At 53.7% G+C, this 10,752-nt stretch carries 12 protein-coding genes and 1 pseudogene; all 13 read left to right on the forward strand.

Going from position 1 to position 10,752, the window contains the following annotated elements; translation table 11 throughout:
• Nucleotides 1-225 precede the first annotated feature (225 nt).
• The gene (locus HMPREF9473_RS07930; RefSeq protein ID WP_006779562.1) at nt 226-834 is read left to right on the forward strand and encodes a GntR family transcriptional regulator; all 609 of its coding nucleotides are present in this window, start codon (nt 226-228) and stop codon (nt 832-834) included.
• The gene (locus HMPREF9473_RS28375) at nt 800-982 is read left to right on the forward strand and encodes a UTRA domain-containing protein (protein WP_034858112.1); all 183 of its coding nucleotides are present in this window, start codon (nt 800-802) and stop codon (nt 980-982) included. Before HMPREF9473_RS07930 ends, HMPREF9473_RS28375 begins: the two co-directional genes overlap by 35 nt.
• A 204-nt stretch (nt 983-1,186) precedes the next feature.
• Entirely contained in the window at nt 1,187-2,452 is a 1,266-nt protein-coding gene (locus tag HMPREF9473_RS07940) for an ABC transporter substrate-binding protein (protein ID WP_006779563.1), read from the forward strand.
• Nucleotides 2,453-2,524: 72 nt separating this feature from the next.
• The gene (locus HMPREF9473_RS07945) at nt 2,525-3,403 is read left to right on the forward strand and encodes a branched-chain amino acid ABC transporter permease (RefSeq protein WP_006779564.1); all 879 of its coding nucleotides are present in this window, start codon (nt 2,525-2,527) and stop codon (nt 3,401-3,403) included.
• 12 nt (nt 3,404-3,415) lie between these two features.
• Nucleotides 3,416-4,477, forward strand: a complete 1,062-nt coding sequence (locus HMPREF9473_RS07950) for a branched-chain amino acid ABC transporter permease (protein ID WP_006779565.1) — start codon at nt 3,416-3,418, stop codon at nt 4,475-4,477.
• Entirely contained in the window at nt 4,470-5,237 is a 768-nt protein-coding gene (locus HMPREF9473_RS07955) for an ABC transporter ATP-binding protein (protein WP_006779566.1), read from the forward strand. Before HMPREF9473_RS07950 ends, HMPREF9473_RS07955 begins: the two co-directional genes overlap by 8 nt.
• A 2-nt stretch (nt 5,238-5,239) precedes the next feature.
• Nucleotides 5,240-5,950 (forward strand): ABC transporter ATP-binding protein, encoded by a 711-nt coding sequence (locus HMPREF9473_RS07960; protein ID WP_006779567.1) that lies wholly within the window; start codon nt 5,240-5,242, stop codon nt 5,948-5,950.
• Between the two features lie 60 nt (nt 5,951-6,010).
• On the forward strand, nt 6,011-7,081 hold the full coding sequence (locus HMPREF9473_RS07965; RefSeq protein WP_006779568.1) for an aldose 1-epimerase family protein: 1,071 nt from the start codon (nt 6,011-6,013) through the stop codon (nt 7,079-7,081).
• The gene (locus HMPREF9473_RS27290; RefSeq protein ID WP_157140206.1) at nt 7,078-7,221 is read left to right on the forward strand and encodes a hypothetical protein; all 144 of its coding nucleotides are present in this window, start codon (nt 7,078-7,080) and stop codon (nt 7,219-7,221) included. The genes HMPREF9473_RS07965 and HMPREF9473_RS27290 overlap by 4 nt, the downstream gene beginning before the upstream one ends.
• A 3-nt stretch (nt 7,222-7,224) precedes the next feature.
• Complete coding sequence (locus HMPREF9473_RS07970) at nt 7,225-8,409, forward strand: amidohydrolase family protein (RefSeq protein WP_006779569.1); 1,185 nt, start codon at nt 7,225-7,227, stop codon at nt 8,407-8,409.
• Nucleotides 8,410-8,460: 51 nt separating this feature from the next.
• Nucleotides 8,461-9,255: an SDR family NAD(P)-dependent oxidoreductase gene (locus tag HMPREF9473_RS07975; RefSeq protein WP_006779570.1), complete on the forward strand. Its 795-nt coding sequence runs from the start codon at nt 8,461-8,463 to the stop codon at nt 9,253-9,255.
• 105 nt (nt 9,256-9,360) lie between these two features.
• Nucleotides 9,361-10,431, forward strand: a complete 1,071-nt coding sequence (locus HMPREF9473_RS07980) for a uroporphyrinogen decarboxylase family protein (RefSeq protein WP_006779571.1) — start codon at nt 9,361-9,363, stop codon at nt 10,429-10,431.
• A gap of 85 nt (nt 10,432-10,516) precedes the next feature.
• A pseudogene (locus HMPREF9473_RS27910) lies at nt 10,517-10,752 on the forward strand (transposase); the annotation flags it as partial.

The following is a 10,752-nucleotide window of genomic DNA, read 5'->3' on the forward strand; positions in this document are numbered from 1 at the left end:
AAACCGGTTTTTTGTATCTATAAGCCAGGAAGAGCGGTTTATCCGTCCAATTACCGGGAACGTGTCGAACCATGTCGAACGGTTGTGCCACAAACAGACAAGAAATCCGCCTGCAGGGGGTTGACATTTCTTCCAAAATAAGGAATAATAAAGGTATATAATAATGACATAATGAAAACTTGTAATATATGCCTGAAAAAATACATGAAATAAAGGAGAAGGACTGTGAATCTGAAGGAAGCCAAGTATAAAATCAACAAGGACATCCCCATCCCGTTCTATTACCAGGTGAAGCGGATGATATTGAATGAACTATCCAACGGCAGTTTGAAGCAGGGAGACAAGCTGCCGGGGGAGACGGAGTTTTGTGAGTGTCTGGGGCTGAGCCGGCCTACGGTGCGCCAGGCGTTGAATGAACTGGTGTCGGAGGGGGTGCTGGTGCGGAAGAAGAAGAGCGGAACTTTTGTGGCCCAGCCGAAGATTGAGCTGAAAACCAATACCGGCATTGAGCATCTGAAGCATTACTTGGAGATGAGTTCCAGGGAGTGCAGTGTGGAGATTCTGGATTTGTGCGTGATGGACGGGATTGAGGAGATTAACCAGCGGCTGGGGCTGGAGAGCCACGACGAGCTGATTTACTTAAAACGGATGTGGAAGGTGGGGGAGACGCCTATCGTGTACAGCGCCACCTATCTGTCTTCGGAGCGGTTTCCGGCGGTGCTTGAGAAGGACTTTCGGGAAATCAATCTCTTTGTAGGTGCTGGAGGTGGAGTACGGCATCCGGGCGAAGAGCCGGGCGGTGAAGATAGAATCCACGCTGGCCAGCAAGTATGATTTGGAACTGCTGGAGATTGACCGCACCCGTGCGCCGCTTCTGTGCGTGACGGACGTCATCGAGGAGGAGGGCGGCAGGCCCTTATGCTACTCGGTTACCAGGTACCGCGGTGATAAGTCCCATATTTCCTATGATTGTGAGGCATAGAATATAGAAGTATAACATAATGTCCTGTTGTCAATGAGACGGCAGGACATTTTTATTTGTAAATTTGACAAAAATATCACATAAAACGGCAAAATATTGTGCTATTTTACAGATATTAGTATTGACAAAATGATTGGAATGAATTATGATGTGATTATGAAAGAGATACTTACATAATGAAATTAAGTACTAAAGGAGGAAACCATGAAAAAAGCAATAAAATCCATGTTAAGCACGACAATGATAGCGGCCCTTGCCATGACGGCAATCAGCGGCTGCGCCAGTTCCACAGGGGGTCAGGGGGAGACACAGGCGCCCAGCCAGACAGAGGCGAAGACGGATGCAGGCACAACGGCGGCTGGGGACGCCGGGGAGCAGTCGAAGGAAGCCCAGGGTGCGGTGGAACTGTCCGGCAGAAATAAGCTGGCATTTTTCCTGCCCATGACCGGGGACCAGATGCAGTACGGCATTTCCTTAAAAGAAGGGGCGGAGCTGGCGCTCGATAAATTCAACGCGGCCAACGGAACCGACTTTGTGCTGGAGGTCTTTGACGACAAGGGGGACCCGAAGGAGGCAGTGAACGTGGCCAACAAGATTATTTCCGATGACTCCGTGATTGCCGGTATGGGAAGTTTTTCTTCTTCCTGCGCCATGGCGGCGGCTCCGGTGTTTGAGGAGAATGAGCTGCTGTTATTCAGCCCCAACGCCTCCCACACGGATTTCCCGGGGCTGGGCGAGATGATGTTTTCAGTGGTTATGAGCCAGAAGTATGAGGGAGCCGAGTTTGCCAGATATCTGATTAACACTTACGGACCTCAGAAAATCGCCATCATTTACCAGAATACGGACCACGGGGTGATCGCCTCGGACGTGTTCAAGCAGGAGTACGAGAAGCTGGGCGGGGAACTGTCCGTGATGGAGACCTTCGTGCCGGGGCAGACCAAGGATTTCAGCCCGATTCTCTCCAAGGTGAAAGCGGCGGCGCCGGATGTGATTTACGCTTCGGCTTCCTATAATGACTGCGCCCAGATCTTCATGCAGGCCAACTCCCTGAACATCGAGGCCCAGTACGTGGGACCTGGCATGTGTCTGACGGAGGAGTTTTTAAATGTAGCAGGCGACAAGTTAAACGGCATGGTGGTGCTGAGCAGTATTCCCTGTTTCCTGCCGTCTGTCTTGGAAGCGGGCAATGTGGACGACACGACGAAGGCATTTGTGGACGAATATGTGGCCAAATATAACAACTCCCCGGACGGATTTGCGGCCAGCTCCTACGACGCGGTGAATATCGTGCTGGAGGCGGCGCTGAAGGTGGGGACGGACAGCAAGGCGCTGGCCGCGGAGCTTCGCCAGCTGCGCAACTACCCGGGCGTTTCCGGATATGACATGAGCTTTAATGAAAACAAAGAGATGATAAAAGGTATCTACGCATTCAAGGTGGAGGACGGAAATTTCAAGTTGGCACAGTAACGGGCCAGGGGCCGCCAGATGCACGGGATGTGTTTGGCGGCCCTTTTGTGTCGGGATAGGAGAGGTATTCATATGTTTCTACAACAATTACTGAATGGAATCACCATCGGCAGCACCTACGCGCTGGTGGCCATCGGGTTTACGCTGGTGTTCGGAGTTCTGGAGCTGACCAACTTTGCCAATGGCTCCCTGTACATGCTGGGGGCGTATCTATCGCTGGTGATGTATGGAATAACCGGGAACCGGTTTGTGCTGGCATTTCTCCTTAGCATCGGGCTGACGGCCACGGTGGGGTACTGTCTGGACCGGTTTGGACTTCGCAGGCTGAGGGAGAAGAAGGCGCCGAAGCTGGCGGGGCTCATTACCACTTTGGGGATGTCCACCATGATTGATAATGCCATTATGATATGGTTTGGCAGCGAGACGAAACCGTTTCCCATGCCATGTGAGTTTGGAAAGATTGAGTTTGGGGGAGCGGTTATCAGCTGGCTCCAGATTCTGATTCTCAGCGTGTCCCTGATTCTCATGGGGACGCTGACATTGATTGTATACAAGACCAAGATTGGGAAGGCCATGAGGGCCACAGCGCAGAATATCGAGGCGGCGAAGCTGATGGGGATTAATATTAACGGGGTGATTTCCTTTACGTTTATCATCAGCGGGATTCTGGCTTCCATCGCGGGGACACTGGTGGGGATGTATTACCAGACGGTGGATGTCAATATGGGAACGTCCATCGGAATGAAGATTTTTGCTTCGGCGATTCTGGGCGGTGTGGGCGTCCTGCCGGGGGCCATGTTTGGGGGCCTCAGCATCGGGATTATCGAGACGCTGGCGGCGGGATATATCAGCTCCGGTTACCGGGATGCCATCGCGTTTGCGGTGTTGATTGTAGTGTTGCTGTTCAAGCCAAGCGGACTGTTTGGAAAACAGCAGATTAATAAGGTCTAGGGGGAGGAAGCGATGATAAATAAGTTATGGGTGTTTCTTGCAAGCCATAAAAAACGGCTGATTCTTCTGGCCTTTCTGTTTGCGCTGGCATTTCCCTGGATGTTTGCCTCCAAGTATCTGGTGAGAATCGGGACGGTGTGTCTGATGTATACCATGCTGGCGCTGAGCCTGAATCTGATGGTTGGATTTCTGGGACAGATGTCCTTTGGACATGCGGCGTTCTGGGGAATTGGGGCCTATACGGCGGCGATTCTGGTGACCAGGATACCGGGATGCCCCGCCATCGTGTCGTTCACGGCGGCGGCGGTGATGGCCGGGGCCTTCGGGCTGCTTTTGGGGCTTCCGGTACTCAAGTTAAAGGGATATTATTTTACGATTATCACTATGGTGTTCTGCGAGATTATCCGGCTGATTGAGCTGAACTGGATGAGTCTGACCAGGGGCTCCCTGGGGATTATGGCCATTGCCAAGCCCAGCTTTTTCGGGATGAAGATTACCACGCCGCATCAGTTTTATTATCTGATTCTGGCGCTGCTGGTGCTCACGGTGGTGGTGATTAACAACATTATGAATTCCAGGATTGGACAGGCGGTGCTGGCGATCCGGGACGATGAGCTGGCGGCCGCGGCCATGGGCATCAATGTGTTTAAGTACAAGATGATGATATTTATCGTGTCCTCCATGCTGGCCGGGCTGGCGGGAGCATTTTACGCACAGTATACCGGATATATCGACCCAAGCGGGTTCTCCGGGGTGCAGTCCAATGAGATGCTGGTGATGGTGATCTTCGGCGGTCTCGGCAATGTGCTGGGCAGCTTCATCGGGGCCATCGGCCTGAGTATCCTGCCGGAAATGCTCCGGGGACTGATGCAGTACCGGATGTTCATCTACGGCGCCCTGCTGGTTGGCCTGATGCTGGTGCGTCCGGACGGACTGCTTGGAAATGTGAACTTTAAATATATTGGGCAGAGGGCGCAGAATGGAGGCCAGACAGGGACCGCACATCAGTCCGGCCAGGGAGAAAAGAAACAAAAGAGCAGACGGGATGTGAATGGAGGGGGACAGGATGAGTGAAGTCGTACTTCAAGTAAATAAGGTGACTCAGAGGTTCGGCGGGCTTGTGGCGCTGTCGGACGTGAGCATGGAGGTATCCGAGGGGGAAATCGTCGGAATCATTGGCCCCAACGGCGCCGGGAAGACGACGCTGTTCAACGTGATTACCGGGATGTACTGCCCCACGGAGGGTAAGGTTTTCATGCTGGGGAAGGATGTGACCGGGTGGAAGCCCCATGAGATTACCAGGGCCGGATTTTCCAGGACCTTCCAGAACATCCGCCTGTTTCCGAAAATGACGGTGCTTGACAATGTTCTCGTTGGCATGCACACCAACACCAGAGCCGGTCTGCCTTCCGCCATCTTTAACACGAAGGCGAAGCGGGAGGAGGAGCGGCAGATGGAGGAGCGGGCCGGGGAGCTGCTGCGGCTTCTGGGGCTTTACGAGGTGCGGTATGAGATGTCCACCAGTCTGCCTTACGGGGACCAGAGAAAGCTGGAGATTGCCAGGGCGCTGGCGACACAGCCGAAGCTTCTGCTGCTGGACGAGCCGGCGGCAGGGATGAATGAGCAGGAGACGAAGGAACTGTTAGACATTGTGATGAAGTTAAAACAGATGGATTACACGGTGCTGCTGATTGAGCACGATATGAAGTTTGTCATGAATATCTGTGAGCGGATTTATGTGCTGGACAACGGGGCGCTGATTGCGGACGGGGTTCCGGAGAAGATTCGCTCCAGTCAGGCGGTGATTGAGGCGTACCTGGGGAAGGAGGATTAGAGATGGCATTGCTGGAGCTTAAGGATATTGAAGTGAATTATGGCAGCATCAGCGCGCTGAAATCCATCAGTCTCAAGGTGGAGGAAGGGGAGATTATCACCCTGATTGGCTCCAACGGGGCGGGAAAGAGCACGACCATGCGGACGATTATGGGGCTGAAGGAGAGTGGGAAGGGAACCATTACCTTTGATGGCGAGGACATTACCAATAAGGACACCAAGGTGATGGTGAGCCGGGGGATTATCCTCTCGCCGGAGGGGCGGCAGGTGTTTCCAAAGTTCACGGTGTTAGACAATCTGAAGCTGGGGGCGTACTTAAGGCCGGACGCGGAGATAGAGGAGAGTCTTGAGACGGTGTACCAGCTGTTTCCCAAGCTGCTGGCCAGGAAGGAGCAGATGGCGGGGACGCTGTCCGGCGGAGAGCAGCAGATGCTGGCCGTGGGCCGGGCCATGATGGGGAAGCCGAGACTGCTGCTGCTGGACGAGCCGTCCCTGGGGCTGGCGCCGCTGGTGATTAAGGAGATTTTCGAGATGATTCTGCGGATTCGGAGCATGGGAACTACCATACTTCTGGTGGAGCAGAACGCGCGGGTGGCGTTGAAGCACTCGGACAGGGCCTATGTGCTGGAGACCGGGAAGATTGTGCTGGAGGATACGGCGGAGAATCTGCTGAATTCGGACGAGGTACGGCGGGCGTATCTGGGAGGTGTCTGATGGCGGTGGATTGGTTGAGATTGGTGAGTGACAGGAACAGGTATGTCCGGGAGGTGTTCGATGGCGGTAGATAACTTGTCGAAGCGGGAGCTTTATGAGCGGGTCGGGCATATGAACCAGATTGCCGGGTTTAAGCGGTATGTGCTCTGCGAGGGAAAGAAGGACGGGGTTCATGCCGTGGACATGTGGAATGGAAACGGGCTGGAGCTGACGATTGTGTGTGACAGGGCCTCGGATATCTCTTCCCTGCGGTTTCAGGGAAAATCTCTGTGCTGGCTGTCCAATCTGGGAGTGTCAGGGCCGGAGTTTGCAGGGCAGGGAGATTTTGAGTGGAACCAGAATTTCTCCGGTGGAATGTTTGCTACCTGTGGGCTGACCACGGCGGGGCTGCCGTCGGAGGATGGCGGGGAGCGGCTGGAGCTTCACGGGAGTGTGTCGAATCTGCCGTCGGAGGAAGTGGGCTGCAAGACCTGGTGGGATCATGATAATTATGTGGTAGAGTTTGAGAGCAGGACGAGGCAGGCGAGACCTTTCGGGGAACATCTGTGTCTGACCAGAAATATCCGGGTGAAGATGGGGGACAACACGGTGTATGTCCATGACCAGGTGGAGAATCTGGGATTTCAGGATGCGCCGTTTATGATGATTTACCATATGAATTTTGGGTATCCGCTGCTGGATGAGGGCAGCCGGATATGCCTGACCTGCGGGGAGCGGTATCCAACCTCGAAGCTGGCAGAAGCGTCGGCGGGGGAGATTGGAGTGATTGGAAAGCCGGATGATGGGTACGCGGCGAGAGCGTATAATCACAGGGTGGAGATGGATGGAGACGGGTTTGCCTATGCGTCCCTGCTGAATGAGAGACTGGGGATGGGGGCCACGGTGAAATTCCGGGCGGATGAGCTGAACCAGTTGAATCTCTGGAAATGTCTCCAGAAAGGACGTTATGTGGTGGGATTGGAGCCGTGTAACTGCCGGACCTGGGGGAGAGATAAGGAGAGAGAGGCGGGGAATCTGGAGTTTATCAGACCGTTTGAGAAGCGGGATTTGTATTTTGAGATACAGGTGCATGACGGTGCGGATGAGGTGCGGCAGGCGCTGGAGGGGTATGAGGAGCGGTATCGGCTGTGAGATGGAGAAAATGCAAGCGTCTGCGAGTGACACCGGCTGTGAGTAGCGCCGGATGCTGCCTGGACGACAGGCGGCCGGAGCGTGAAACTGGGAGCGGAGTGCGGGCTGGAGCAAAAACGGCCCTGGAAAATGAGGGATAAGAGATGATGGAGTTTCAGGAGTTTGCGCGGATTCCTGTGATTGACACCCATGTACACCGGGTTCACCCGGACAGGGCGCCGGAGTTTGGGAATCTGGGCGGCGGTTACATTGACGGGGAAAATCAGGCGTACCACGGGCGGCAGACACTTCTTTACCGGATGGTGATGGAGGAACTGCGAAAGGAATTTAAGATGGCGGAGGACGTGCCGGTGGAGGAGGTGGAAGCCGAGCGTCACCGGCGGTACCGGGCGGACCCGCAGGGGTATTACCGGGAGCTGATACGGGAGCAGAAGGTGTTGATGTACTGCCTGGAGGTTGGAAGTCCCCTTGGCGGGGCCAGATATTCGAAAGAGGAGACCGATTATTTTAATGCATCTCTGCCGGAGGGAAGGCGGTGTTCCATCGTCAGGATTGACCGGGTGCTGGAGGAAATGCTGGAAGCCGCGCTTCTTGGGAATCAGACGTTTGAGGAATTTTGCGGGGCGTTTATGGATGCACTTCACGAAGAGGTGGAGCGGGAGCAGGCAGTGGGACTAAAATCCTGCGCGGCCTATGCCGGGGGCCTGGCCGTGGAGATCGTATCCGTGGAGGATGCCAAGCGGGCCTATGAAGCGATACGTGGAAACCGGGGCGGTGCGTCCGAGAAAAAGCGGCTGAGTAATTACATCCTGATGGAAAGCGTTGAGGTGGCGAAGGAGTATGAGATTCCCATCCAGATACATACGGGGGCCGGTGGCGGCAATTATATCGATATCCGCACCCAAAACCCGATTCATCTTATCGATTTTTTGAAGGATGAGCGGGTGAAAAACCGGGTGAAGATTGTACTGCTCCACGGGGGGCATCCCCACGAGGAGGACACCAGCTATCTGGTGGCGCAGTTTTCCAATGTGTACACCGATTACTCGGGGACCAGCTATCTTTGCAGCCTGAAAGGGGTGGAGCGGATGGCGGCCCTTCTGGAGCGGGCTCCATTAAGCAAGGTGATGTATGGGAGCGACGGCGTCATGTTTCCGGAGGTGTCCTGGTTTGCATACCGGCATTTTCAGAGGCAGTTTTACAAGCTGCTTGGCTGGATGGAAACGGAAGGGTATCTGACAGCGGGGTGGGCGCGGGAAGTGGCGGAGATGGTGAAATACAGGAATGCGCTGGAGTGTTATACGAAGATTCGAATCGTAGAGGAATAGAAAATTAGTAAATTAATTCAAAATGAGAAAAGTACTGAAGGAGGCAGCAATATGGATTTGGGATTGAAGGGTAAAGTAGCGGTGGTGACCGGGGCCAGCAAGGGAATTGGGCTGGGGATTGCCAAAGAACTGATACAGGAGGGCGCCAAGGTGGCTATCTGCGCCAGAAATGCAGAGGAGACAGAAAGTGCGGCGAAAATGCTGGCGGAGTCCGGCGAGGTGTATAGTGAAGTGGTGGATATGAGTCAGGAGCAGCAGGTGTATGCATTTGGACAACATGTGATAGACCGGTTTGGACAGATTGACTGCTGGGTCAACAACGTGGGGGCACAGCTGACAAAGGATGGGGAGGAGTACACGGATGAGCTGATGGAGCGGATCTATGGGGTGTGCTTCAAATCGGCGGCGTTTGGATGTCAGGCGGCCTTCCGTTCCATGAAGCATCACGGCGGCTCCATTGTCAACATCAGTTCGTTGAGCGCCCGCTGTCCTACTACGGGAAAGGCGACGCTGTACGGCCCTATGAAGGCAGCTGTTAATAATTTAACAATAACCATGGCCGGCGAGTACGCGGCTTACGGGGTGCGGGTGAACTGTGTGATGCCGGGGTATATCATGACGGAGTTTAACACGGAGAATACGACAAAGGAGGCGCTTGACAATATCTGCGCGGGAACATTGATGCAGCGGACCGGCCGGGTGGAGGAGTGCGCGAAACCGGTGGTATTCCTGTGCGGCAACGGTTCCACATTTATGACCGGTGTGACGATTGAGGTGTCGGGAGGACGATTTATCACCCTGAATCCAGATTATTCCTTCCGGGAGAGGGAGCGGCTGGAGGCCTAATAGAAGCGGAGAGCTGGAAGCCTAACAAGAGCAGAAAACTGGAAGCCTGAAAAGAGTGGGCAGTTGGAAGTTGCAATGAAAAGAGACAAAACGAGGAGAAGAGACATGAATGCAGCAGAGCGCATGAGGGAAATGCTGGAGAAGAGACATGTGTCGCAGGTGGGGGCCAGCGGCTGGGTACATACGCCGGAGGTGGACCGGAAGAGTGCGGAGGAATTTTCCGCCCGCATCATCGAGCTGACGGATTACAACCGGTGGGATTTTATCAAAATTATGCCCAACGGGGTGTACAACCAGGAGGCATACGGATCGGATATCGAGTACCTGTCGGAGAATATTCCGCTGGAAAACCTGCACACCAAGCAGATCATGAAATTTAACCGGTACCTGATTCAAAATGAGAAGGATATGGAGACATTTCCTGTGATAAACGTGGCAGAGAATCCGGTGTATCAGCGGGAGATCGCGGTGGTCAGGAAGCTGCGGGAGCATTACCAGGGGACCGTGCCCATCGTCCCTACCATCTTTCTGCCGGCCCACACGATTCCGGAGTTCTGTGGAGGAATTGAGAAGGCCCGGTATTATCTGGACCGTCATCCGGATGCGGTGGAGAAAATGCTGAAAGCATTTGTTCAGACGGAGCTTCAACTGGTGGACGCCTATATTGAGGCGGGGGCGGACGGCTTCTTCTTTGCCACCCGTTACAGCAACGGCGACATTTTGTCGGAGGAGGAATTTGAGCGGTTCTGCCGTCCCTTTGACGAGCAGCTGCTGGCCCGTGCCAAGGGGCGCACCTGGTTTAACATGGTGCATGTGCATGGAGTGAAAAACCTTTACATGGAAAAATTCGACAGCTACGACGTCCAGGCCATCAGCTGGGAGAACACTCCCGGCACAGTGCCGGAGGAGGAGCGTTTTACCGTGAAAAAAGTCCGCGAAATAACAGACAAAATCCTAATCACAGGTACGGACCAGTTTACGGACTACTATGGGACAAAAGAGGAGGTGCGGGAGCGTTTCCGAAAGCGGCTGGAGACCGCCGCCGGGGAGTCCGGTGACAACCGGTTTATCTTCGCCCCCGGCTGTTCCCTGCCGCTGGATATTGACTTAGAGCATGTGCATCTGCTGCGGGAAGTGGTGGATGAATACAATGAGAAGCTGTGGCCTGGGGATTAAGTGATATCGGGGCTGTAAAAAAACTCCCCTAAAAGAAAAATCGCTGAGGTCGTGAGACTTCAGCGATTTTTTGGTATAATTAATTATGCGACTAAATAAAAATACCAATAATAATTATACAGTACGTCAACTGAAATTACCACTGGAAATCGAAAAATTAATTGATATTTCTGATCCGGTATACACTTTCTGCGAGGTAATGGATCACATCGACCTATCAAAATATTTTGTAGCGAAGGGATACAAAACAGGCCGTCCAAGATGTGATGAACACAAACTCCTCAAAGTGATACTCTTTGCATTCATGGAACACGGGATTTC

The organism is Hungatella hathewayi WAL-18680, from assembly GCF_000235505.1.
Classification (GTDB): domain Bacteria; phylum Bacillota; class Clostridia; order Lachnospirales; family Lachnospiraceae; genus Hungatella_A; species Hungatella_A hathewayi_A.

Coding starts and splice junctions, on each gene's coding strand:
- HMPREF9473_RS07940 (WP_006779563.1), top strand. CDS start 1,187: ATGAAAAAAGCAATAAAATCCATGTTAAGCACGACAATGATAGCGGCC.
- HMPREF9473_RS07945 (WP_006779564.1), top strand. CDS start 2,525: ATGTTTCTACAACAATTACTGAATGGAATCACCATCGGCAGCACCTAC.
- HMPREF9473_RS07950 (WP_006779565.1), top strand. CDS start 3,416: ATGATAAATAAGTTATGGGTGTTTCTTGCAAGCCATAAAAAACGGCTG.
- HMPREF9473_RS07955 (WP_006779566.1), top strand. CDS start 4,470: ATGAGTGAAGTCGTACTTCAAGTAAATAAGGTGACTCAGAGGTTCGGC.
- HMPREF9473_RS07960 (WP_006779567.1), top strand. CDS start 5,240: ATGGCATTGCTGGAGCTTAAGGATATTGAAGTGAATTATGGCAGCATC.
- HMPREF9473_RS07965 (WP_006779568.1), top strand. CDS start 6,011: ATGGCGGTAGATAACTTGTCGAAGCGGGAGCTTTATGAGCGGGTCGGG.
- HMPREF9473_RS07970 (WP_006779569.1), top strand. CDS start 7,225: ATGATGGAGTTTCAGGAGTTTGCGCGGATTCCTGTGATTGACACCCAT.
- HMPREF9473_RS07975 (WP_006779570.1), top strand. CDS start 8,461: ATGGATTTGGGATTGAAGGGTAAAGTAGCGGTGGTGACCGGGGCCAGC.
- HMPREF9473_RS07980 (WP_006779571.1), top strand. CDS start 9,361: ATGAATGCAGCAGAGCGCATGAGGGAAATGCTGGAGAAGAGACATGTG.